At 71.3% G+C, this 23,571-nt stretch carries 20 protein-coding genes and 1 pseudogene; 17 read left to right on the top strand and 4 right to left on the bottom strand.

Going from position 1 to position 23,571, the window contains the following annotated elements:
* The first annotated feature begins 350 nt into the window (after positions 1-350).
* Positions 351-1,094 carry an RNA polymerase sigma factor gene (locus ACZ49B_RS06790; RefSeq protein WP_468301576.1) on the top strand — a complete coding sequence of 248 codons (744 nt, stop codon included), beginning with the start codon at positions 351-353 and terminating at the stop codon, positions 1,092-1,094.
* A complete protein-coding gene (locus tag ACZ49B_RS06785) occupies positions 1,094-2,194 on the top strand; it encodes a hypothetical protein (protein ID WP_468301167.1) in 1,101 nt (366 codons plus the stop codon). Before ACZ49B_RS06790 ends, ACZ49B_RS06785 begins: the two co-directional genes overlap by 1 nt.
* Positions 2,195-2,523: 329 nt before the next feature.
* Here ACZ49B_RS06785 and ACZ49B_RS06780 read toward each other — a convergent pair whose 3' ends face one another.
* Positions 2,524-3,396, bottom strand: a complete 873-nt coding sequence (locus ACZ49B_RS06780) for a L,D-transpeptidase family protein (protein ID WP_468301164.1) — start codon at positions 3,394-3,396, stop codon at positions 2,524-2,526.
* Between the two features lie 176 nt (positions 3,397-3,572).
* Here ACZ49B_RS06780 and ACZ49B_RS06775 point away from each other — a divergent pair, with 176 nt between their 5' ends.
* Both ACZ49B_RS06775 and leuE read left to right on the top strand, forming a co-directional pair.
* Entirely contained in the window at positions 3,573-5,153 is a 1,581-nt protein-coding gene (locus ACZ49B_RS06775) for an acyl-CoA mutase large subunit family protein (RefSeq protein WP_468301162.1), read from the top strand.
* A gap of 57 nt (positions 5,154-5,210) precedes the next feature.
* Positions 5,211-5,861 carry a leucine efflux protein LeuE gene (gene leuE, locus ACZ49B_RS06770; protein ID WP_468301159.1) on the top strand — a complete coding sequence of 217 codons (651 nt, stop codon included), beginning with the start codon at positions 5,211-5,213 and terminating at the stop codon, positions 5,859-5,861.
* On the opposite strand, the gene ACZ49B_RS06765 is transcribed toward leuE, so the two are convergent.
* Both ACZ49B_RS06765 and ACZ49B_RS06760 read right to left on the bottom strand, forming a co-directional pair.
* Positions 5,854-7,230 (bottom strand): polysialyltransferase family glycosyltransferase, encoded by a 1,377-nt coding sequence (locus tag ACZ49B_RS06765; protein WP_468301156.1) that lies wholly within the window; start codon positions 7,228-7,230, stop codon positions 5,854-5,856. The genes leuE and ACZ49B_RS06765 overlap by 8 nt on opposite strands.
* The gene (locus ACZ49B_RS06760; RefSeq protein WP_468301154.1) at positions 7,230-8,207 is read right to left on the bottom strand and encodes a glycosyltransferase family 2 protein; all 978 of its coding nucleotides are present in this window, start codon (positions 8,205-8,207) and stop codon (positions 7,230-7,232) included. The genes ACZ49B_RS06765 and ACZ49B_RS06760 overlap by 1 nt, the downstream gene beginning before the upstream one ends.
* 176 nt (positions 8,208-8,383) lie before the next feature.
* On the opposite strand from ACZ49B_RS06760, the gene ACZ49B_RS06755 reads away from it, so the two are divergent.
* The 13 genes and pseudogenes from ACZ49B_RS06755 (at position 8,384) to ACZ49B_RS06695 (ending at position 22,641) form a co-directional block, all read left to right on the top strand.
* On the top strand, positions 8,384-9,751 hold the full coding sequence (locus tag ACZ49B_RS06755; RefSeq protein WP_468301151.1) for a DUF6716 putative glycosyltransferase: 1,368 nt from the start codon (positions 8,384-8,386) through the stop codon (positions 9,749-9,751).
* 176 nt (positions 9,752-9,927) lie between these two features.
* Positions 9,928-10,662: pseudogene (locus ACZ49B_RS06750) on the top strand (acylneuraminate cytidylyltransferase family protein); the annotation flags it as partial.
* A 29-nt stretch (positions 10,663-10,691) separates the two neighbouring features.
* Positions 10,692-11,603, top strand: coding sequence for an N-acetylneuraminate synthase family protein (locus ACZ49B_RS06745; protein ID WP_468301149.1), 912 nt, complete (start codon positions 10,692-10,694; stop codon positions 11,601-11,603).
* A gap of 92 nt (positions 11,604-11,695) precedes the next feature.
* Positions 11,696-12,949: a hypothetical protein gene (locus ACZ49B_RS06740; protein ID WP_468301146.1), complete on the top strand. Its 1,254-nt coding sequence runs from the start codon at positions 11,696-11,698 to the stop codon at positions 12,947-12,949.
* Positions 12,950-13,086: 137 nt separating this feature from the next.
* The gene (locus ACZ49B_RS06735; RefSeq protein WP_468301573.1) at positions 13,087-14,331 is read left to right on the top strand and encodes an amidohydrolase; all 1,245 of its coding nucleotides are present in this window, start codon (positions 13,087-13,089) and stop codon (positions 14,329-14,331) included.
* Between the two features lie 218 nt (positions 14,332-14,549).
* Entirely contained in the window at positions 14,550-15,614 is a 1,065-nt protein-coding gene (locus ACZ49B_RS06730) for a BMP family lipoprotein (protein WP_468301143.1), read from the top strand.
* A 187-nt stretch (positions 15,615-15,801) separates the two neighbouring features.
* Entirely contained in the window at positions 15,802-17,433 is a 1,632-nt protein-coding gene (locus ACZ49B_RS06725) for an ABC transporter ATP-binding protein (protein WP_468301140.1), read from the top strand.
* On the top strand, positions 17,430-18,548 hold the full coding sequence (locus ACZ49B_RS06720; RefSeq protein WP_468301137.1) for an ABC transporter permease: 1,119 nt from the start codon (positions 17,430-17,432) through the stop codon (positions 18,546-18,548). The genes ACZ49B_RS06725 and ACZ49B_RS06720 overlap by 4 nt, the downstream gene beginning before the upstream one ends.
* Positions 18,545-19,810, top strand: a complete 1,266-nt coding sequence (locus ACZ49B_RS06715) for an ABC transporter permease (RefSeq protein ID WP_468301134.1) — start codon at positions 18,545-18,547, stop codon at positions 19,808-19,810. The genes ACZ49B_RS06720 and ACZ49B_RS06715 overlap by 4 nt, the downstream gene beginning before the upstream one ends.
* Positions 19,807-20,196, top strand: coding sequence for a cytidine deaminase (locus ACZ49B_RS06710; RefSeq protein WP_468301132.1), 390 nt, complete (start codon positions 19,807-19,809; stop codon positions 20,194-20,196). Before ACZ49B_RS06715 ends, ACZ49B_RS06710 begins: the two co-directional genes overlap by 4 nt.
* Positions 20,197-20,290: 94 nt before the next feature.
* Positions 20,291-21,568: a thymidine phosphorylase gene (locus tag ACZ49B_RS06705; RefSeq protein ID WP_468301130.1), complete on the top strand. Its 1,278-nt coding sequence runs from the start codon at positions 20,291-20,293 to the stop codon at positions 21,566-21,568.
* A 98-nt stretch (positions 21,569-21,666) separates the two neighbouring features.
* Complete coding sequence (locus ACZ49B_RS06700; protein WP_468301127.1) at positions 21,667-22,254, top strand: Uma2 family endonuclease; 588 nt, start codon at positions 21,667-21,669, stop codon at positions 22,252-22,254.
* An 18-nt stretch (positions 22,255-22,272) separates the two neighbouring features.
* Entirely contained in the window at positions 22,273-22,641 is a 369-nt protein-coding gene (locus tag ACZ49B_RS06695; protein ID WP_468301124.1) for an STAS domain-containing protein, read from the top strand.
* On the opposite strand, the gene ACZ49B_RS06690 is transcribed toward ACZ49B_RS06695, so the two are convergent.
* Positions 22,528-23,553 (bottom strand): sigma-70 family RNA polymerase sigma factor, encoded by a 1,026-nt coding sequence (locus ACZ49B_RS06690; RefSeq protein WP_468301121.1) that lies wholly within the window; start codon positions 23,551-23,553, stop codon positions 22,528-22,530. The two genes, ACZ49B_RS06695 and ACZ49B_RS06690, sit on opposite strands and share 114 nt — an antisense overlap.
* Between the last annotated feature and the right edge of the window lie 18 nt (positions 23,554-23,571).

Raw genomic sequence — 23,571 nt, 5'->3', positions numbered from 1 at the left:
CCGGGTGTGTCGTACCCATCCGAGGTTTTCACCCGGAAGTGAGCCGAAAGGATGACGTGATGAGGGGCGACGCGCCGGAAAGCCGGGATCAACGGCGGTGCACAGAGGGGCGCAGGGGGAGGAGGAAGACGACCGAGGCCGCCACCCCCCACAGGAGAGGCCCCGGTCGCCGTCCGTACGGGCTCGTGCGACAAGCCCGTACCCCTGTCAGCGCCGCGAGTGCGTTTTGTGTCACACCCCGCTTCGCGCACGAATGGTTGCTCCCCGTACACCGCGTGGACGAAGGTACTTGAAAGCCGTAACGTGCTGATTTGCGCCACACGTACAGGACAGTGAACGGGTTGGGGACTTTGCTGGGGGACGACGCGGAGCTGACCGCCGCGGTGCTCGCGGCACAGGGCGGCGACGAGAGCGGGTTCCGTGCTGTGTACCGCGCCGTGCACCCACGCCTGCTCGGTTACGTCCGCACGCTCGTCGGGGACGCCGACGCGGAAGACGTGACCTCCGAGGCCTGGCTGCAGATCGCCCGCGACCTCGACTCCTTCACCGGCGACGCCGACCGCTTCCGCGGCTGGGCCGCCCGGATCGGCCGCAACCGGGCCCTCGACCACATCCGCATGCGCGGGCGCCGCCCCGCCATAGGCGGCGACGAGACCGAACTAACGGGCCGTGCCGCCGACAGCGACACCGCCGGCGAGGCGATGGAGGCCCTGTCGACCGGCCGGACCATGGCGCTGATCGCACAGCTTCCGCAGGACCAGGCCGAGGCCGTGGTGCTCCGCGTCGTCGTCGGCCTGGACGCCAAGAGTGCGGCCGAGACCCTGGGCAAGCGGCCCGGAGCGGTACGCACCGCAGCCCACCGGGGCCTGAAGAAACTGGCCGAGCTGCTCGGCCAGGAGGGCGGCTTCGGGCCGGACCTGGATCCGGGCTCGGATTCGGCGGGGCCGGTCGGCCATAATGCCGGTGGCCAGGCGCAGGACGGCAGGGGCGGGAGGGATCTCGACGCCGTACCCGCTCAGCGCGGCCGGGGCGGTGGCCTCGTGGAGCAAACCGGTGTGACGCATTCACGTTGGCGGACGCAGAAGGACATGTGATGGCCGACGAGCGCAACAGGTGGCTGGACAAGGCCGCGGCGGAACGAGTGCTGCGCGGCGGCCAGGCCGCACCTGGCGCCGACCGGCGCGCCCATGAAGCGGAGGCCCGGCTGCGGGCCGCTCTCGACATGCTGGCCGCGCCCCAGCCGCCCACCGGGGTGGAACTGCCCGGCGAGGCCGCCGCAGTGGCCGCCTTCCGCGCGGCGCGCGGCGGGGCCCTCGCGGGCGGGACGTCCGGGGCGGCTTCGGCGTCGGGGGCGTCCGAGGCGGCTCCGGCGCCCGGGGTGTCCGCGATATCCGCCGTGCCCGCGATGTCCGTACCGGCCGGCGCCGACACCGCGCCCCTCGTGGAACTGGGCACGGCCGCCGTACCCCTCACCGTCGCCGCGTCCCGGCGCGGCCGCCCGGCGCGCTTCGCCCTGGTCGCCGCACTGGCGGGCGTCGCCGTCGGCAGCCTGGCGGTCGCCGCCGGGGCCGGCCTGCTGGACCGGGCCACGAACGACACGGCGGGCCCCGCACCGGCGGTGTCCCTCAGCGCCGACGAGAATCCGACGACGGCCGGCGACACCGCGGGCCCGACCCTCGCACCCCAGCTGCGGCCCACCCCGCTCCGCGGCACGGACGGCTCGGCGCCGAGCCCGGGCACGGCACAGACGCCGGGCGCCGACGCGGGCACGGGCGCGGTCCAGGGATTCGGAACCGGAACGGGAACCGGCCCCGGCACCTCGTCCGGCGGCAGCGCCGGCACGGACGACGCGGGTGGCAAGGACGCGAGGGACGGCAAGGACGCCTTCGCCGGCGGGACCACCTCGCTGAAGGACGCGGACAAGCAGAGCCGCCTCAAGGCGGTGGACCTGTGCGAGGCCTACCGGTCGGGGCACATGACCTCCGACCGCCGCGAGCGGCTCTCGAAGCTGGCGCAGGGCCTGGCGCGCATCCCGCACTTCTGCGAGGCGCTGCTCGACGGGCCCGTCCGGAGCGACGCGCCGACCGTTCCGCGCACGGCCGACGACGGGAGCTCCGTCCTCAAGGCCCCGACGCTCGCCCCGGCGAGCCCGGTCGCACCCGCGTCTTCCGGGGCGCCCCTCAAGCTGCGCTGACGGCTGCGGCCACGGCGGCCGTCGGCTGTCAGGCGTTCCTTCGGGTGGTCCGCGAGCACGCCTCGAGCGGGTCCCGAGCGGCGGGGTGAGCCGGCTGTAACACTTTTCGAACCTGCGGCGCAGTACATAACGAGCCGACTGGTCATCGGCCGCGCATGAGCCGGGGTTCCCCCCGTACCCCTGGGCTCTGCGCACCCGGCGCGGGCGGGGTTCGTTCCCCCGGCCCTGCCCGCGCCTCTACTTCTTCGACCGGATCACCGGGATCCCCGGGATCGCCCGGGGACCATCGGAATCACGCGGATCACGCGGATCATGCGGATCGCCCGGGATCACCAGTAGACGACGACCTTGTCGCCCACGTGCACCTGCTCGAACAGCGACGCGAGCTTGCCCTTGTCCCGGACGTTCACGCAGCCGTGCGAGGCGCCGGCGTAGCCGCGGGCCGCGAAGTCGGCGGAGTAGTGCACCGCCTGACCCTGGCTGAAGAACATCGAGTACGGCATCGGCGTGTGGTAGATGGTCGACGTCCAGTCCTTGGCCTTCCACTCCACCTTGAACTCGCCCTCACGGGTCGGGGTGTTCTCGGAGCCGAAGCGGACGTCCATGGAGGAGACGACCTTGCCGTCGATCATCCAGGCGAGCGTGCGGCTCTCCTTGCTGATGCACATGACGCGGCCCGTCATGCAGCGCGGGTCCGGCGCGTCGACCTCGTTGACGGTCGGCGGGCGCAGCTCGTCGGCGGTGGGCTTCTTGCTCAGGCTCTGGATCTTCTTCCAGGTGGCCTCGTCGACGGCGCCGGATGCCGTCAGGCCGTTCTTCGCCTGGAAGGCCTTGACCGCGGCGGTCGTCTTCGAACCGTAGAAACCGGTGGGCGCGACCGTCATGTACTTGAGCTGCTTCAGGCGGGCCTGGAGCTCGCGCACCTGCTCGCTCTCGTCGCCGTTCGCCATGACGGCCTTGACCGTCGGCGAGGCAGACGCGGACGGCGAGGCCGACTGCGAGGCGGACGGCGAGGGCGAGGCGTCGGCGGGCTTGTTGTCCGTCGACGGGGAGCTCTCGGGGGTGGAACCCGCCGCGGACGCGGACGGAACCGAAGAGGCGGAGCCGGCCGGCTCCGTCTTCTGGGGCCCGCAGGCGGTCGCGGCGAGCGCGACGGCGGTGGCCACCCCGAGCGTGCGGACTATGAATCTCTGGCGGTGCATTGCAGTCCCCCGATTTCTACGTCGTGTATCTAGGTGATGCCTGGCGGGCGTGGAGAGTTGCAGACGGTCCAGGGATGTTGCGCCATTGTGACCAGCGGCCGTCAGGGGACGGCCGAGCCGTCGCGGGGAGGTTGTATCAGCCCCGGGGCCGTTTGCTCCATGGAGGGCTTGGTCACATGGCGAGTACTGAGAGCGGATTTCCGATCGAACCCGTTTACGGGCCGGGCGATCTGACGGGGTGGGATCCCGAGGGCAAACTGGGTGAACCAGGGGCGTATCCGTACACGCGAGGGGTCTACCCGACGATGTACACCGGCAAGCCGTGGACGATGCGGCAGTACGCCGGGTTCGGGACGGCGGCCGAATCCAACGCGCGCTACCGGCAGCTCATCGCCGGCGGCGGCACCGGGCTGTCCGTCGCCTTCGACCTGCCGACGCAGATGGGGCACGACTCCGACGCGCCGCTCGCGCACGGGGAGGTCGGGAAGGTCGGCGTCGCGATCGACTCGGTCGAGGACATGCGGGTGCTGTTCGACGGGATCCCGCTCGACCGGGTCTCCACGTCCATGACGATCAACGCCCCCGCGGCGCTGCTGCTGCTGATGTACCAGCTGGTGGCCGAGGAGCACGGGATCGACGGCGGGCAGCTGACCGGGACCGTCCAGAACGACGTGCTCAAGGAGTACATCGCGCGGGGCACGTACATCTTCCCGCCCGAGCCCTCGCTGCGGCTGACGGCCGACACCTTCCGCTACTGCAAGGCCGAGATCCCCCGCTGGAACACCATCTCCATCTCCGGCTACCACATGGCCGAGGCCGGGGCCTCGCCCGCGCAGGAGATCGGCTTCACTCTCGCGGACGGGATCGCGTACGTACGGACGGCGCTGGCCGCCGGGATGGAGGTCGACGAGTTCGCCCCGCGCCTCTCCTTCTTCTTCGTCGCCCGCACCACGCTGCTCGAGGAGGTCGCGAAGTTCCGGGCCGCACGGCGGATCTGGGCCCGGGTCATGCGCGAGGAGTTCGGGGCCCGGAACCCGAAGTCGCTGATGCTGCGCTTCCACACCCAGACCGCCGGGGTCCAGCTGACGGCGCAGCAGCCGGAGCTGAATCTCGTACGGGTGGCCGTGCAGGCGCTCGGGGCGGTGCTGGGCGGCACGCAGTCGCTGCACACCAACTCCTTCGACGAGGCGATCGCCCTGCCGACGGAGAAATCGGCCCGGCTGGCGCTGCGGACGCAGCAGGTGCTGGCGTACGAGACGGACGTGCCGCACACCGTCGACCCCTTCGCCGGCTCGTACGCGGTGGAGCGGATGACCGACGAGGTCGAGGCGGCGGCGCTCGCACTGATGCGGCGGGTCGAGGACCTGGGCGGGGCGGTGGCCGCGATCGAGGCCGGCTTCCAGAAGGGGGAGATCGAGCGGAACGCGTACCGCATCGCGCGGGAGACGGACGAGGGCGAGCGCGTGGTGGTCGGGGTCAACCGGTTCGCGCTGGAGCAGGAGGAGCGGTACGAGCCGCTCCGCGTCGACCCGGCGATCGAGGACCGACAGCGGGAGGCGCTGGCGGTCCTGCGCGCGAGCCGCGACGCCGGGGCGGTGTCGGCGGCGCTGGCCGCGCTCCGCGAGGCGGCGGCGGGTACGGCGAACGTCCTCCCTCCGATGAAGGAGGCCCTGCGCGCCCGCGCCACGGTGGGCGAGGTCTGCAACGCCCTGCGGGAGGTGTGGGGGACGTACGAACCGACTGATTCCACATGGTGATATCCACATGGTGAAATCCAGCCACGACAGGTGCATGCCTATGGGACACTCCTGCGCATGCTGGGTGTCATCGATCTGCCGACCTACCTCGTCGGGCTCATACTGATCATTTTGTTGCCGGGGCCGAACTCGCTGTACGTGCTCTCCGTCGCGGCGCGACGCGGCGTGCGCACCGGGTACAAGGCCGCCGCCGGCGTGTTCACCGGGGATGCGGTCCTGATGGTGCTCGCCGCCGCCGGGGCGGGGGCGCTGCTCCAGGCCAGTCCGGTGGCCTTCGGCGTCGTCAAGCTGCTCGGTGCCGGGTACCTGACCTGGCTCGCCGTCGGGATGATGCGCGGTGCGTGGGCGCTGTGGCGCTCTCGCGCCGAGCGGGCCGAGCGGGACGAGGCCCCGGACGCAGCCCCGGCCGAGGGGGAGCGGCCGTACCGGCGGGCGCTGCTGATCAGCCTGTTCAACCCGAAGGCGATCCTGTTCCTCGTCTCCTTCTTCGTGCAGTTCGTGGATCCCTCGTACGCCTACCCGGCGCTCTCGTTCCTCCTGCTGGGCACGCTGCTCCAGCTCGGCAGCTTCCTGTACCTGACCCTGCTGATCTTCGGCGGCACCCGGCTGTCCGCGGCCTTCCGCCGCCGCAAGCGGCTCTCGGCCGGGGCCACCTCGGCGGCGGGCGTGCTGTTCCTCGGCTTCGCCGCCAAGCTCGCCGTCAGCTGAGCCGGCTGCCGCGGGCCGCGCGCAGCCGCCGGAGCCGACGGACCACGCGGCGGACGGCCGGGTTGTGCGGCAGGAAGGACAGCTGGGCCGGGATGCCGCCGGGCAGCCCGAGGGTGGTCAGCCGGCGGCGTTTGAAGTAGCGCCAGGTGCGGTCGTCGAGATGCGCGGCCAGATAGCGTTCGGCGTCCGTGCGGCGCGGGGCCAGGATCTGCGGCTGCATGGAGAACCCGACCGCGGTGAGCAGCCCGGCCAGGCCGTCGCGGACCTCGTCGGGGCCGGGCGCGGTCCAGTCGGCCACGGCCCCGGCGTCCGCGAGGGCGGGGAGCAGCGCGTCGACCACCGTGAGCGGGATCCGGTTGCTGTTCTGGTACGGGGCGAGGCGGGCCAGTATGGCCTCGGTCCCGGTGCGCGCGACCGGCAGCCCGTACAGGGTGGCGGCGGTCAGCAGCCCGGTGGAGAAGCAGCCGACGACCAGGGCGGGGCGCAGCCGCTGGTAGAGCGTCTCGGCCAGGACCGGGGTGGCCATGACGGTGAGGCGGACGCCGAGTCGCTCGGCTTCGGCCTCGGCGCGGCGGGAGTACGCGGCGGGGGCGCTGGGGTGGGGCTTGAAGACGAGCTCGCGGTGGCCGAGGGCGTGCGCGCCCCGGACCATCTCCGCGTGGAGGTCTTCCTCCTCGTGCGGGGAGAGGAGTTCGAGGGCCGAGAGGTATTGGCCCAGAAGCAGCGCCGGCGCCTCGCCGATCCCGTCCAACTCGGGTCCGTGCGAGGGGAGTTCGCCGAGCACCTTGAGGAACTCCGGAGTAGGGACCAGCTCCGGCGGTACGTCGAACTCGGTGAGCAGCAGCGGTTCCAGACCCGGCACCAGGTCCAGGTGCAGGACGCGGCGCACGCGCATGCCGAGCTGCGGGTCGAGGCGGAAGCGGGTGGGGCCGTAGCTCATCAGCCCGTCGGCGTAGACGTCGACGGCGGCGCCGGGGAACAGCGTGCACAGGGTCCGGGCGGGCGGGACCTGGATCGACTCCACGATGATCTCGATGCGGTCCTCGCCCAGTCCCCAGATCGCCCGGAGCTGGCGCTCCCACAGGGGGACGTCCTCGGGGCGCGGGGCCCAGGCGCTGGGGTGCTGCGGGGCGATGGCGGCGTTCCAGTCGAGCACCTCGTCGAAGCGGGTGCGCAGCGCGGCGAAGCCCGGCATGTCGGCGAGGCCGGGGGAGACCTCGGCGGTGAGGGCGTGGTTGCTGGTGAGCAGGATGCGGCGGCCGGCCGGCGGGAAGCTGCCCGCGTCGATGCCGGCGGCGAGCGTGGCCGTCCCGTAGAGCGTGGAGGCGAGGAAGATCTGCGTGCAGGGAGGGGTGTCGTGAGGGGCCATCAGAGCGCGGCTCCCGCTCGTGCGGGCCGGCGGCGCAGTCGGCGCAGCACTCCGGCGCGGTCGGCGTCCATTGCGTTCAGGGCCTGGTCGAGTACGTCCTGGGGCATGCGTCCGAGCGCGGCCGTGCTCATCGAACGGAGTTTCTTGGCCACGGCCGGTTCGTACCTTTCGATGGTCCCGATATGGTGCGCGATAATTGCACAATATGTTCGGACGGCTTTCGGGAGAAGAAGATCGCTTTCCCGGTCTTCTGCCGTATCGGCCAGAACCTGGTCGAAAGCCCTGATGAAATCGAGCTGGCGCTCGTCCTTGATCTGCGTGAGCGAGGTCGCGACCCCGCGCCGGTAGAAGATCCCCGGTAGTCCGACCGCCGCGAACGAATCCGCCCCCCGGTGCAGCCGCCAGATCCACGGCCGGTCCTCCGCCGTCCGCAGTCCGTCGGTGAAGTGCAGCAGCCCGCGGTCGAGCAGCCGTCGGTGGTACATGCCGGCCCAGGCGTACGGGTAGTCGACCGAGGTGGCCCGCGAGGCGGGCAGGATCCCGCCCCGCGGATCGCCGACGACCAGCTGCGGACCGTACGGGACGCGCTGCACGGAGCGGGTGCGGCCGGTCACCTGGACATGGTCGTTGCGGACGAAATCGCAGCTCAGCGCCTCTATGGCGGCCAGAGTTCGGGCCAGGTGGCCGGGCGCCAGCCAGTCGTCGCCGTCCAGGAACGTCACGTACTCGCCGCGGGCCGCGTCCAGGCCGGTGTTCCGGGCGGTGGCCAGGCCGCCGTTCCGTTCATGTCTGAGGAGCACCGCCCCCGGCAGCTCGCGCGCCGCCCGCTCCAGGAGTTCGGGCGTCCCGTCCGTCGAACAGTCGTCGACGAGCAGGAACTCGAAATCGTCCCGGGCGTTCAGTTCGAGGCTTTTCAGGGCATCCGGCGCGTATGTCTGCACGTTGTAGAACGGCACGACAACAGAGAGCTTGAGCACCCGCGAGACGTTAAGGCGCCGTCCGGCATTCACCGTGGCCCGTGTGCGGATTCCATGTGAACGAAGAAGGGCGGGCGCGTTAACCCGTGCGGTTTCGCGTGACGTAGACGGGTTGTTAACCCGCTGTTGTACGTTCGTTGGGCCGATCACCGAAATTGCGGAATAGCTTCTGCCGGGTGCCAGCCAGTCATCGTGCCGCCACTCGTACTCGTACTGCCCTTCGCGTCGCCGTACTCGCCGATTCCGATACGCGATGGAAATGGGGCGCACTCACCGCCCGCCGCCTCGCGGCGGAGGCATCCCCGGCGGTGGCCGGGGGAGAGCCGCATCTCACCGGATACCTGCTCCGCGGCCGGGCCACCCCGACCGCGCGCCAGCTCGGCGAGGTGGGCGTCCGCGCCGACCGGCTCTCCGAGGTGACCTGCGCGCAGTTCCTCGCGGAGCTCGAGCGCGAGCGGTACGACGTCGTCGTCCTCGCCCTCGTCGGCGGAGCCGTCCAGGCCGTCCTGCACGGGGTCCGCGCCCTGTGGCCCGAGCCCGCCGCCCGCCCCGTCCTCGTCACCGGGTACGTGGGCGTCGTATACGAGAAGCTCGCCGACGGGCTGCTGCTGCGACACGGGGCCGACCTCGTCCTCGCCAACTCCCGGTACGACGCAGGACGCTTCCGCGCGGTGTACGAGGGCGTCGGCGCGGACGCCGGCGCCGTCACGGAGACGGCCCTGCCGTTCCTGGACGGAGCGGCGTACGAAAGGGCCGGCAGCAGCGCCCGCACCGTGGTCTTCGCCGTCCAGCCGTCCGTCCCCGAGCGCCGCTCCGACCGTGCGTACCTGCTGGAGCGGGCCGCCCGGCACGCCCGGCTGCACCCGGAGCGCGAGGTGCTGATCAAGCTGCGCAGCCGGCCCGGGGAGCACACCACGCACCTGGAGGAGCAGCCCTACCAGCGGCTCGCCGAGCGGATCCCCGGCGGACTGCCCGCCAACTGCCGGCTGGTGTACGGGAACATGGGCGAGGTCTTGGACGGCACGGACCTGCTGGTCACGGTGTCCTCCACGGCCGCGCTGGAATCCCTGCACCGCGGGATCCCGACGGCCGTCCTCACCGACCTCGGCATCCGCGAGGTGCTCGGCAACCACCACTTCCTCGGCTCGGGCTGCCTGGCTTCCTGGGACCAGCTCGACGCCGGACTGCTGCCGCAGGGCGACCCGGACTGGCTGGCCGACCAGGGCGTGACGGGTGCGTCCGGCGCCCCGGACCCCTTCGCCGCCGCCCGTGCCCGGCTCGGCGAACTGCTGGACCTCCCGGTCCTCCCCGCCGTCGCCCCCTACTACACGCAGGTCACCGCGCCCGGGTACCTGCCCGGGATCCTGGCCCGGCACCATCTCGCCCCCGACGGAACCCCGCTGCCCGGCGCCGTCCGGGAGAGCGGCGGGGAGTCCCGGCTGCGCCGCCGGCTCCGCTCGCACCTGCGCGAGGCCGCCCGCGGGGCGTACCGGCACGGGGTCCAGCGCGTGGCTCCGATGATCCGCCGGATGGGGGAGCTGTGAGCCCCACCGCGCGGACCGCCGTGAGCCCAGCCGTGCGTACCGCCGTGAGCCCCGCCGCGCGGACCGCCGTGAGCCCAGCCGTGCGTACCGCCGTGAGCCCCGCCGCGCGTACCGCCGCGGACCCTGGCGTGCGTACCGCCGCGAGCCCTGGCGTGCGTACCGCCGCGGACCCTGCCGTGGGCCCTGCCGATGCCTCCGCCGCGGACCCCGCGAGGCGCCCCCGCGTCCTGGCCGTGATCCCGGCCCGCGGCGGCTCCAAGGGCGTCCCGGGGAAGAACCTCGCCGAGGTGGCCGGAGTCCCGCTCGTCGTCCGGGCCGTCCAGGCCTGCCGGGGCGCGGCCACCGTCACCGACGTCGTGGTCTCCACCGACGCAGGCCCCATCGCCGACGCCGCCCGCACCGCCGGGGCCGACGCGATCCGCCGGCCCGCGGCGATCTCCGGGGACACCGCGAGCAGCGAAGCCGCCGTGCTGCACGCGCTCGACGCCTTCGAGGAACTGCACTCCCTCACCGTGGACGTCGTCCTCCTCGTCCAGTGCACCAGCCCCTTCCTGACCTCCTCCGACGTCGAGTCCGTCGCCGCAGCCGTCGCATCCGGCGCGGCCGACTCGGCCCTGACCGTCGCCCCCTTCCACGGCTTCCTCTGGCGGGAGGCCGCCGACGGCGCCGGCAACGGCGTCAACCACGACAAGGCCGTACGCCCCCGCCGGCAGGACCGCCCCCAGGACCTGCTGGAGACCGGCGCCGCCTACGCCATGGACGCCACCGGCTTCCGCACCGCCCGGCACCGCTTCTTCGGGCGCACCCTCCCCGTCGCCACCGACCCCGCGCGGGTCCTGGAGATCGACGACCCGCACGACCTGGCCCGCGCCCGCCTCCTCGCCCCCCTGTTCGCACCCCCTCCGCACCCCCACGCACCGAACGAAGGACCTGAGCTGCCATGACCGTCGCCACCCCCAACTCCCGCCTGCGCCCCTTCGGCTCGCGCACCGCCGGCCCCGGCCGCCCCGTCTACGTCGTCGGCGAGATCGGCATCAACCACAACGGCGACCTCGGCAACGCGTTCGCCCTCATCGACGCCGCCGCCGAAGCGGGCTGCGACGCCGTGAAGTTCCAGAAGCGCACCCCGGAGATCTGCACCCCGCGCGACCAGTGGGACATCGAGCGCGACACCCCCTGGGGCCGGATGACGTACATCGACTACCGCCACCGCGTGGAGTTCGGCGAGGCCGAGTACCGCTCCATCGACGAGCACTGCGCCAAGCGCGGCATCGACTGGTTCGCCTCCCCGTGGGACACCGAGGCCGTCGCCTTCCTGGAGAAGTTCGACGTGCCCGCCCACAAGGTGGCCTCCGCCTCCCTCACCGACGACGAGCTGCTGCGCGCCCTGCGCGCCACCGGCCGTACGGTCGTCCTGTCCACCGGCATGTCCACCCCGCAGCAGATCCGGCACGCGGTGGAGGTGCTCGGCAGCGACAACATCCTGCTCTGCCACGCCACTTCGACGTACCCGGCCAAGGCCGAGGAGCTCAACCTGCGGGTGATCAACACCCTCCAGGAGGAGTACCCCAACGTCCCGATCGGCTACTCCGGCCACGAGACGGGCCTGCAGACCACCCTCGCGGCCGTCGCCCTCGGCGCCACCTTCGTCGAGCGGCACATCACCCTCGACCGCGCCATGTGGGGCTCCGACCAGGCCGCCTCCGTGGAGCCTGGCGGCCTCGCCCGCCTCGTCCGCGACATCCGCACCATCGAGACCGCCCTCGGCGACGGCGTCAAGCGCGTCTACGAATCCGAGCTCGGCCCCATGAAGAAGCTCCGCCGGGTCCAGGGCGCACTCGCCTCCGTCTGAGCTGCGGTCTTCCGCTCTTCGGCCTCTCCGCCGTCCCGCCCGGTGTCCGTCCGGCATGACGCTCCGCCCCCGCCCCTGACGAGGAGTACGTGGTGACCCCCTCAGCCTCCACCCTGGCTTTCGTCGAGAGTCCGGTCCAGCTCCTGAACGTGCTGGAGTGGGCGTACGCCGAAGCCGTGGCCACACCGGGCGGCGCCGTCCGGCTGGCCGGCGTCCCCCGCCAGCCGGGCCCGCTCGCCTCCCGCGGACCCGAAGAGGGCGGCTCTCCCCGCCCCGCCCCGGGCCGGCCCGGCCGGTTCACCGCCGCAAGCCCGGCCTCGGAAACCGAACGGTCTGCGCTCGGCTCCGGTTCGGCGAGCGCGGGGTCCTGGCTGCGGATCGTCGTACTGCCCCCCACCGACCCCATGTCCCGCGGCCAGCTCCGCCGGATGGCGGGCCTCGCGCGGGACGAGGGGCACGAGGTCGCCTGGCAGGAGGCCCGCGGCGGCCGGCTCGCGCCCTTCAGGGCGCTCGCCGCGCTCGCCCGGGACGTGCGCGCGGCCCGCCGGGTCGTCGTCGGCGACCCCTTCTCCCGGTACGTGCAGCTCCTGCTCACCCTCGTACGGGCCGAAGAGCTCGTGGTGGTCGACGACGGGACCGCCACCATGGAGTTCGTCGCCCAGACCGGCCGCGGCGAGCGCCTCGTGCGCTGGCACCGGGTCGGCGGCGGCGGCCTGCCCGGCCGCGTCCGCGAGCTCGCGTACGCGCCGGTCTCGGCCACCGCCCGGCGCCGCTTCACCCCGGCCGCCGGCAAGGGGCGCCGCGTCGAGGTGTTCAGCTCGATGCCCGTCACCGTCCACGGCGCGATGACGCTGCGGGTCAACGAGTTCGCCTGGACCCGCTCCCGGTTCGGCCCGCCGCGCCTGACCAAGGGCACCGACCTGGTGGGCACGTCCCTCGTGGAGACCGGCGTGGTCGACCCGGCCCGCTACCTGGACGCCGTACGCGCCCTGACCCTGGAGCACGGAGCCACCCGCTACTTCGCGCACCGCCGGGAGTCCGCGGAGAAGCTGCGCGCGCTCGGCGAGGCGACCGGGCTCGAGATCGTCCGTCCGGACCTGCCGCTGGAGCTGATCGCCCGGCGCGGACCGGTCGGCCGAACGATCGTCAGCTTTCCGTCCACCGTCGTCCACACCCTGCCGTACGCGCTGACCGGAACCGGTGTGACCGTCGCCGTATGCAATGTCGACCCGGCCTGGCTCACCGGCTCCGCCTCGCCGCGGGCCCGCAGCTTCCTCGCCGGAGTCACCGAGACCGCCCGCGATGTGCACAGACTCCCTGCCCAGACGGCCTCTGCGGCCGGATGAGCGGGCGAGTGTACCCCCAGGTGCATCCGGTCATGCGTCCAGAGGTCTGGTTTTTTTCCCCTAACGGCATGAACTTTTGGTGATCTCCAGCCACTTGGCCCATAGGTGGGCCTACCCTTCAACGGGTGAACCAGTTGATGTCCCGCGAGTCCCAGACCGCCCTGCCCGGCACGCCCGACCGGCCCGAGCTGCCCGGCAAGCTTCCGGACCACCTGCGTGCCGAACTGATCGCCTTCCGCCGGGACTTGCACATGCACCCCGAGCTAGGACACCAGGAGTTCCGCACCACGGCGGCGCTCAAGGCCCGGTTGGAGAAAGCCGGCCTGCGCCCCCGCGTGCTGAAGTCCGGAACAGGCCTGATCTGTGACGTGGGCACCTGGGACGGGGGCCGGCCGATGCTGGCCCTCCGCGCGGACATCGACGCCCTGCCCATTCCGGACACCAAGACCCACGTGGCGTACCGCTCGACCTTCCCCGACCGCGCCCACGCCTGCGGCCACGACGTGCACACCGCCGTCGTCCTCGGCGCGGGGCTGGTCCTCGCCGACCTCGACCGGCAGGGCCTGCTGCCCCGCCCCGTGCGGCTGCTGTTCCAGCCCGCCGAGGAGGTGCTGCCCGGCGGGGCCACCGACGCCATCGAGTCCGGTGTCCTGGACGGCGTGGGCCGGATCGTCGCGGTGCACTGCGACCCGCGGGTCGACGCCGGGAAGATCGGACTGCGGACCGGGCCCATCACGTCCGCCTGCGACCGGCTGGAGATCACGTTGGCCGGCCCCGGCGGGCACACGGCCCGCCCGCACCTGACCACCGACCTGGTGACGGCCGCCGCGCGCGTCGCCGTCGACCTGCCGGCCGTGATGTCCCGCCGGATGGACGCCCGCTCGGGGATGTCGATCACCTGGGGCCGGATCGAGGCCGGGCACGCCTGCAACGTGATCCCGATGCACGCCGAGCTGTCCGGGACCATCCGCTGCCTGGACATCAACGCCTGGCACGAGGCACCCGACCAGATCCACGCCGCGATCGACGAGATCGCCGGGATGCACCGGGCCAAGTCGGAGATCACCTACGTCCGCGGGGTCCCGCCGGTCGTCAACGACCCGGTGGTCACCGAGCTGCTGCGCGAGTCGATGGCGGCCCGGCTCGGGAAGGACTCCGTCGAGGACACCGAGCAGAGCCTCGGCGGCGAGGACTTCTCCTGGTACCTCGAGCACGTGCCCGGAGCCATGGCCCGGCTCGGCGTGCACACTCCCGGCGCGAGCGCCAAGAGGGACCTGCACCGGGGCGACTTCGACGTCGACGAGTCCGCGATCGGCGTCGGCGTGGAGTTCTTCACGGCCGCCGCACTGCTCGACGGGCGGCGTTCCAGGCCGATCGGGTAAAAATTTCTACAACATCTGAGCGCCTGCCGTCACACCTGTCCAGCCCTTGGTACACAAGGGCTGGACGTCCGGGCAGTTACCAATCGGTCACTGTCCGATTCGCGACGATCCGATAACGACTCATGAACGGCCTCTTAACTGACATCTACGCGCGTTACGATCGCCGCGAAACCAGCGCCGGTCGTGGCGCTTCGGTCAGGTTTTGAAGGAGCCTCCCCTTGCGCCGGATCACCAGGATCGCCACCGTGGGCATCGCGTCCGCGGCGCTGGCCCTCTCGGCCACCGCCTGTGGCGGAAAGAAGTCGTCCGACTCCTCCGCGTCCTCGTCGGAGTCGTCGTCGGGCCAGAAGTCCGCAGCCATCGCGTACGACATCGGCGGCCGCGGTGACCAGTCCTTCAACGACGCCGCGTTCGCGGGTCTGGAGAAGGCCGAGAAGGACCTCAAGATCAAGGGCGCCGAGGCCGAGCCCACCGAGGGCGAGAGCGAGGCCGACAAGGTCCAGCGCCTCACCGAGCTCGCGCGCAAGGGTAACAACCCGGTCATCGGTGTCGGCTTCGCCTACGCGCCGGCCATCAAGAAGGTCGCCGCGAAGTTCCCGAACACCACGTTCGGCCTCATCGACGACACCTCGGTGACCGACAAGAACATCGCCAACCTGGTCTTCAACGAGGAGCAGGGCTCCTACCTGGCCGGCGTCGCCGCCGCCAAGGCGTCGAAGACCGGCAAGGTCGGCTTCATCGGCGGTGTCGAGGTTCCGCTGATCAAGAAGTTCGAGGCGGGCTTCGCGCAGGGCGTCAAGGACACCAACCCCAACGCCGAGGTGCTGTCGACCTACCTGACGCAGCCCCCGGACTTCTCCGGTTTCGCCAAGCCCGACCTCGGCAAGGCCGCCGCCCAGGGCCAGCTGGCCAAGGGTGCCGACGTGATCTACTCCGCCGCCGGTCTTGCCGGTTCGGGTGCGATCGAGGCCACCGCCGCCGCCGGCAAGTGGGCCATCGGCGTCGACTCCGACCAGTACAACCAGGCCGGTCTGGCGAAGTACAAGGACCACATCCTGACCTCGGTCACGAAGGACGTCCCGGACGCGGTCTTCAACCTGATCAAGTCGGTCGAGGACGGCCAGCCGCAGAACGGTGAGATCCGTTACGGTCTCGACAAGGACGGCGTCGGCCTGGCCGACTCCAACCCCGAGTACAAGAAGATGACGGACGTCACCGCCGCGGTCGAGAAGGCGAAGGCCGAGATCATCGCCAAGAAGATCAACGTCAAGATCGCCCCGTAAGGCAGTCTCTGACATGCAGTAATGGTCTCCGGGGTCCGGGAAGCGGTCTCTATCGCTCCCGGGCCCCGAGCCGTGTTCCGTGATCCTTGTGGCCAGTTGGCCGCAAGTTTTCACTTTCGACAGTGCTACGCGCGTAGAGGCATCGTGGACGCGATACCTTCTCTCCCCGCCCTGTCCCCCTGCCAACTTGGCTTTCCAGCTCCTTCCGCGCCAAGGAGAGTGCGTCATCAACGCGTCCAGCCCCCCCGCCGTAGAACTGCACGGCATCACCAAGCGTTTCCCCGGCGTCGTCGCCAACAAGGACATCGCCATCACCGTCCGCAAGGGCACGGTCCACGCCCTGATCGGTGAGAACGGTGCCGGCAAGTCGACCCTGATGAAGATCCTCTACGGCATGCAGAAGCCGGACGAGGGCACCATCGCCATCGACGGGGAGCAGGTCACCTTCGCCAACCCCGGCGAGGCCATCGCACGCGGCATCGGCATGGTGCACCAGCACTTCATGCTCGCCGACAACCTCACCGTCCTGGAGAACGTGGTTCTCGGCGGCGAGAAGCTGTACGGCATCGGCGCCAAGGCCCGCAAGAAGATCCTGGAGATCTCGGACGCGTACGGCCTCGGCGTGCGCCCCGACGCCCTGGTCGAGGACCTCGGTGTCGCCGACCGGCAGCGCGTGGAGATCCTCAAGGTCCTCTACCGCGGTGCCCGCACCCTCATCCTCGACGAGCCCACCGCGGTGCTCGTGCCGCAGGAGGTGGACGCACTCTTCGACAACCTGCGCGGGCTCAAGGCCGAGGGCCTGACCGTCATCTTCATCTCGCACAAGCTGGGCGAGGTGCTGAAGGTCGCGGACGACATCACCGTCATCCGCCGCGGCACCACGGTCGGCACCGCCGACCCCAAGACCGCGACGACCAAGCAGCTCGCCGAGCTGATGGTCGGCAGCGAGCTGCCCTCACCGGAGACGCGCGAGTCGACGGTCACCGACGTCCCGATGCTGCAGGTCCAGGACCTGCGCCTGGCCGCCACCGACCCCGACGGCGTCGTGCGCGAGGTGCTGGCCGGTATCGGCTTCACCATCCACAAGGGTGAGGTGCTCGGCATCGCCGGCGTCGAGGGCAACGGCCAGACCGAGCTCATCGAGGCGCTCATGGGCATGAGCATCCCGGACGGCGGTGTCATCTCCCTCGACGGCGACGACATCTCCACCACGCCGACGCGCAAGCGCCGCGAGGGCGGCATCGGCTACATCCCCGAGGACCGCCACCGCCACGGGCTTCTGCTGGAGTCCCCGCTCTGGGAGAACCGCATCCTCGGCCACGTGACCGAGCAGCCCAACTCCAAGCGCGGCATCCTCGACCCCAAGGCCGCCCGCAAGGACACCGAGCGGATCGTGCGCGAGTACGACGTCCGCACCCCGGGCATCGAGGTCACCGCGGCCTCCCTCTCCGGCGGCAACCAGCAGAAGCTGATCGTCGGCCGCGAGATGAGCCACAACCCGAAGTTCCTCATCGCCGCCCACCCCACCCGCGGTGTGGACGTCGGCGCGCAGGCCCAGATCTGGGACGCCATCCGCGAGGCCCGCCGCGAGGGCCTCGCCGTGCTCCTGATCTCCGCCGACCTGGACGAGCTGATCGGCCTGTCCGACACCCTGCGCGTCATCTACCGCGGCCGCCTGGTCGCGGACGCCGACCCGGCGACCATCACGCCCGAGGAACTCGGCACCGCCATGACGGGTGCCGCCCGCGGCCACCTGGAAGCCACCGACAACCCTTCCGACGCTGCCGACGGTGACACGACGGAGGACGAGGCCCGATGAAGAAATTCGACAAGGACCGGCTGCTCCTCGCGGTCGCCGGACCGGCGCTCGCTCTGGTCAGCGCCTTCCTCCTGACCATGATCGTGCTGGCCGCCTCGGGCGTCGACCCGATCGACCCGCTGCGCGTGATGATCGACCAGGCCAGCTATGAGGACGTCCAGGTCCTCATCGTCAACCAGGCCGGCATCTACTTCCTGGCTGCCCTGGCCGTCGCCATCGGCTTCCGGATGAACCTCTTCAACATCGGCGTCGACGGCCAGTACCGGCTCGCGGCGATGCTCTCCGCCGTGGTCGGTGCCTCGATCTCGCTGCCCGGTCCGCTGCACATCCTCGTGATCGTGCTCGTGGCCATGGCCACCGGTGCCTTCTGGGCCGGCATCGCCGGCGTCCTCAAGGCCAAGCGCGGCGTGAGCGAGGTCGTCTCCACGATCATGCTCAACGCCATCGCCACCGCCGTGATCGCCTGGCTGATCCTGCCGAAGAACCTCGGCGTCCAGCCGCCCGGCTCGAACAACCTGACCACCGGCGACATCCCGGAGTCCGGCTGGTTCCCGGCCCTGACCATCGGTGACGGCCTGCAGGTCTACGGCTTCACCTTCGTGGCGTTCGCCCTCGGCGTCGTCTACTGGTTCGTGCTCAACCGGACCCGCTTCGGCTTCGACCTGCGTGCCACCGGCGCCAGCGAGTCCGCCGCTCAGGCCTCCGGCGTGGACGCCAAGAAGATGATCATGACCTCCATGCTCATCTCGGGCGCGGTCGCCGGTCTGACCGGTATGCCGCTGCTGCTCGGCGAGTCCTACACGTACAACCTGTCCTTCCCCCTGGGCATCGGCTTCACCGGCATCACCATCGCGCTGCTCGGCCGCAACAGTCCGATCGGCATCTTCTTCTCCGCGTTCCTGATCGCCTTCATCGACAAGGCCGCCGCCGGTCTCGACACCGCCGGTTACGCCAAGGAGATCGGCACGATCATGCAGGGCCTGATCGTGATCGCGGTCGTCGTCAGCTACGAGCTCGTCCGCCGCTACGGCATCCGCCGCCAGCAGCAGAAGGTCGGCCGGGAGCTGGCCGCCGGGCACGCCCTCAAGACCGACAACAAGGAGGTCGCGGCGTGAGCACCAGCACCGTTTCCGCGACGAGCGCCGCGCCCAAGAAGGACGGCGGCCGACGCAAGCTCACCCTGCCCTGGATCCTCCTGCTGATCGCGGGCGGTCTCGCCCTGATCTCGCTGGTCCGGGTCATCTCCGGCGCCGACGACCTGACCTCCGCGGGCCAGATCTCCGGCGCGCTCCAGCTCGCCGTCCCGATCGGCCTCGCCGGCCTCGGCGGTCTGTGGGCCGAGCGTGCGGGCGTCGTCAACATCGGCCTCGAGGGCATGATGATCCTCGGCACCTGGTTCGGTGCCTGGGCCGGATACCAGTGGGGTCCGTGGACCGGTGTCCTCATGGGCATCGTCGGCGGCGCCATCGGCGGCCTGCTGCACGCGATCATCACCGTGACGTTCAACGTCAACCACATCGTCTCCGGTGTGGCGGTCAACATCCTGGCCGTCGGCTTCACCCAGTACCTGTCGAACTTCACCTTCGACAAGGCCCCGGGCGGCTCCTCCAAGCAGTCCCCGCGCATCGACCCGATCACGGAGATCACCGTGCCGGGGTTGTCGGACTGGATGGCCACACTGCAGGGCAAGCACTGGTTCCTGATCTCGGACATCGCCGGTGTGATCGGCGGCCTGGTCACCAACCTCTCGCCGCTGACCATCATCGCCGTCCTGCTGGTCCCCGCCACCTGGTGGGTGCTGTGGCGGACCGCCTTCGGCCTGCGCCTGCGCTCCTGCGGTGAGAACCCGGTCGCCGCCGAGTCCCTCGGCGTCAACGTCTACAAGTACAAGTACATCGCCGTGATCATCTCCGGCGCGATGGCCGGTCTCGGCGGCGCGTTCCTCGCGATCGTCTCCACGGGCATCTACCAGGAGGGCCAGACCGGCGGCCGCGGCTACATCGGCCTCGCCGCGATGATCTTCGGTAACTGGATGCCCGGCGGCACGGCCCTCGGTGCCGGCCTCTTCGGCTTCACCTACAGCCTCAAGCTGCGCGGTGGCGCCGAGAACGTCCACGCGATGCTGCTGCTCCTGGCGATCCTGCTCGTCGTGGCCTTCGGCTGGTACCTGTACAAGAAGAAGCACGTCCAGGCCGGCGTCGCGGCGGTCTGCTCGGCCGGTCTGTTCCTCTGGTACGTCCTGACCGACGCCGTCCCGAGCCAGTTCGTCGAGGCGGCCCCGTACGTCACGACGCTGCTGGTGCTCGCCCTGTCGGCGCAGCGCCTGCGCATGCCCAAGGCCGACGGCATGCCCTACCGCAAGGGCCAGGGCAAGTGACCGACGTGGACTGGGAGGCCCTGCGGGCCGCCGCCCGGGAGGCCATGTCCCGGGCGTACGCCCCGTACTCCGGCTTCGCGGTCGGGGTCGCCGCCCGCGTCGACGACGGCCGCACCGTGGTCGGCTGCAACGTGGAGAACGCCAGCTACGGGCTCAGCCTGTGCGCCGAATGCGGGCTGGTGTCCGCGCTCCAGGCCACGGGCGGCGGCCGCCTGACGCACTTCACGTGCGTGGACGGCAAGGGCGAGAGCCTCGTCCCGTGCGGGCGCTGCCGCCAGCTGCTCTTCGAGTTCGGCGGGCCGGAACTGCTGGTGGAGACCCCGACGGGGATCCTCCCGCTGGCCGAGATGCTGCCCCAGGCCTTCGGGCCGGACCACCTGAGATAGCCGTGCCGACGGCCCTTCGCCCTGCCGGGCGGAGGGCCGTCTCCCTTCCGTCTTTCTTTCCCCTCATCTCTATGCGCGTAGAAGGAAGCACCACATGGACGTCATCTCCGTCATCCGCACCAAGCGGGACCGCGGCGAGCTGAGCCCCGAGCAGATCGACTGGGTCATCGACGCGTACACGCGCGGTGTCGTCGCCGACGAGCAGATGTCGGCGCTGGCGATGGCCATCCTGCTGAACGGCATGAACCGGTCCGAGATCAAGCGCTGGACCGCCGCGATGATCGCCTCGGGCGAGCGGATGAACTTCGACTCCCTGTCCCGCCCGACCGCGGACAAGCACTCCACGGGCGGCGTCGGCGACAAGATCACCCTCCCGCTGGCCCCGCTCGTCGCCGCGTGCGGCGCGGCCGTGCCGCAGCTGTCGGGCCGCGGCCTCGGCCACACCGGCGGCACCCTGGACAAGCTGGAGTCGATCCCCGGCTGGCGCGCGCTGCTCTCCAACGAGGAGATGCTGCACGTCCTCGACACCACCGGCGCGGTCATCTGCGCGGCGGGCGACGGCCTGGCCCCCGCCGACAAGAAGCTCTACGCCCTGCGCGACGTGACGGGCACCGTCGAGGCCATCCCGCTGATCGCCTCCTCGATCATGTCGAAGAAGATCGCCGAGGGCACCGGCTCGCTCGTCCTCGACGTGAAGGTCGGCACCGGCGCGTTCATGAAGAACATCGAGGACGCGCGCGAGCTCGCCTCGACGATGGTCGCCCTCGGTACGGACAGCGGCGTCAAGACGATCGCCCTGCTGACCGACATGTCCACCCCGCTCGGCCTGACGGCCGGCAACGCGCTGGAGATCCGCGAGTCGGTCGAGGTCCTGGCCGGCGGCGGCCCCTCCGACGTCGTCGAGCTGACCCTGGCGCTGGCCCGCGAGATGCTGGAAGCGGCGGGCATCAAGGACGCCGACCCGGCCAAGGCGCTGGCCGACGGCTCCGCGATGGACGTCTGGCGCCGGATGATCGCGGCCCAGGGCGGCGACCCGGACGCGGCCCTCCCGGTGGCCCGCGAGCAGCACGTCGTCACCGCCCCGTCCTCGGGCGTCCTGACCCGCCTGGACGCGTACGGCGTCGGCGTGGGCGCCTGGCGCCTGGGCGCCGGCCGCGCGCGCAAGGAGGACCCGGTGCAGGCGGGCGCGGGCATCGAGCTCCACGCGAAGCCGGGCGACACCGTGACCGCGGGCCAGCCCCTGATGACCCTGCACACGGACACCCCGGAGAAGTTCGAGTACGCCCTGGCCTCCCTGGAGGGCACGTACGACATCGCCCCGGCCGGCACGGCGTTCTCCGCCACGCCGATCGTCCTGGACCGCATCGCGTAGCACCGCACGCTCACCCGTACGGCTGAACGGGACCGGTGGACCCCCGCCGGTCCCGTTCGGCATGCTGGGATCGGTGACGACGGATTGAGGAGCACACCATGAGCGCACTCACCGTCCAGCAGGAGCCGTACGGCGAGAGCTGGGACGCGCTTGTCCGCCTCAGGGAGGAGACGGACACGCGGAAGGGCTGCAAGGTGGAGATCATCGAGGGGATCATCACCGTGGCGCCCACGCCGTCGAACAGGCACAACGCCATCACTGAGGCTGTACAGCGCAAGCTGTACACGGTCATCCCGGATGGCTGGGGCATCTACCAGGTGCAGAGCGTGGCCGTTCCTTCCCGCAAGGGAATGTTCATCCCGGATCTTCTGGTCATGCCCGTGGACGTCCTCTCGGAGTCCGAGCAGTACGTGCCCGCCGCAGCGGCGGAACTCGTCGTCGAGGTGACTTCGCCCTCGAACGCCTCGCACGACCGCATTGCGAAGGCTGCCGGATACGCGCAGGCCGGGGTGCCGCTCTATCTCCTCATCGACGCCTTCGCCCCGGGCGGGCCGACCGTCACGCTCTACGGAGAGCCCGTCGGCGGCGTCTACCGGGTGCTCCAGGCCGGCAAGTTCGGCGAGACCTTCCAGCTGCCCGCGCCGTTCGACTTCAAGCTGGACACCTCCGTTTTCCCCACGCCGTGACGTGATCGTCCGGAACCGATGAGTTCCGGGCCGCCGGGCGGTCAACCCCTCGTGGAGATCACCCGACTCGTGCTGCCCGGACCCAGCCTCACCGAGCGGGACGCGGCCGTGCTGTGCGTGTGCCTGGCGCGGCTGTACGAGGACGGCGCGCGCGAGGTGGAGTGCGACATCGGCGCCGTCACCGTGCCGGACCTCGGCGCCGTCGAGGCCCTGGCCCGGCTGCGGCTCACCGCGCGGGGGCGGCCGTTCCGGGTGACCGGGGCCGGGCCGCCGCTACGGGCGCTCCTGCACCTCGTCGGACTCCTCGAGCTGCTCGGGGAGGCCGAAGAGGGGGAACCAGCGGGAGGTGTCCAGGAAGGCGTTCAGGCCGGTGATGCGGCCCCCTGAGATCTCCAGGACCTGGAGCGCCCACGGCGTCCAGCCCGGCTTCCCGTCCTCCCGGGGCCGGTACTGGCCGAAGGCCGGCAGGCCGTTCGCCGTGGTCGGGATCAGCCGGGAGCCCTTGCAGCCGATGCCCTGGTTCAGATGCCACGCCGCGATGTCCGCATGCCCCTGCAGCCACAGGTCGAACGGCGGCATCGACAGCACCGCGTCCTCGTGCAGCAGGGTGGTCAGCCGCGAGATGTCGTACGCCTCGAAGGCCGAGAGGTACTGCTCCAGCAGCTTCACCTGCTCCGCGTCCAGCGGGTCCGCCGCCTCGCTCTCGCGCATGCGCGTGGCCGACATCGTGGCCCGGGCCCGCTGCAGGGCGCTGTTCACCGAGGCCACCGTCGTGTCGAGCAGGGTCGCGACCTCGTCCGCCTTCCACGCCAGCACCTCGCGCAGGATCAGCACCGCCCGCTGCTTCGCCGGCAGGTGCTGCAGCGCCGCCACGAACGCGAGCCGTACGGATTCCTTCGCCAGCGCCATCTCCGCCGGATCGGCGGTCTGCGGCAGCACCCGCCCGTCCGGGACCGGCTCCAGCCACGTCGCCTCCGGCGACCGGCTCAGCACCGCGGACGCCTGGTGCTGCGGGGCGCTGAGGTCCATCGGGCGGGCCCGCTTGTTCCCCGCGCTCAGCAGGTCCAGGCAGACGTTGGTGGCGATCCGGTACAGCCACGAGCGCAGCGAGGACCGGCCCTCGAACTTCTCGAAGCTGCGCCAGGCGCGGACGTACGTGTCCTGCACCGCGTCCTCGGCGTCGAAGGAGGAGCCGAGCATGCGGTAGCAGTAGCCGGTGAGCTCGACCCGGTAGCGGTCCATCGCCGCATCGAGGTCGGAGTCGATGCCGGTTCCGGTGCCGGTCGCGAGGTCACTCATGGCTGTCTTCCCCCAGTC

It is taken from the genome of Streptomyces sp. NPDC031132 (genome assembly GCF_055570595.1).
This window is presented reverse-complemented; position numbering and strand designations above follow the sequence as displayed.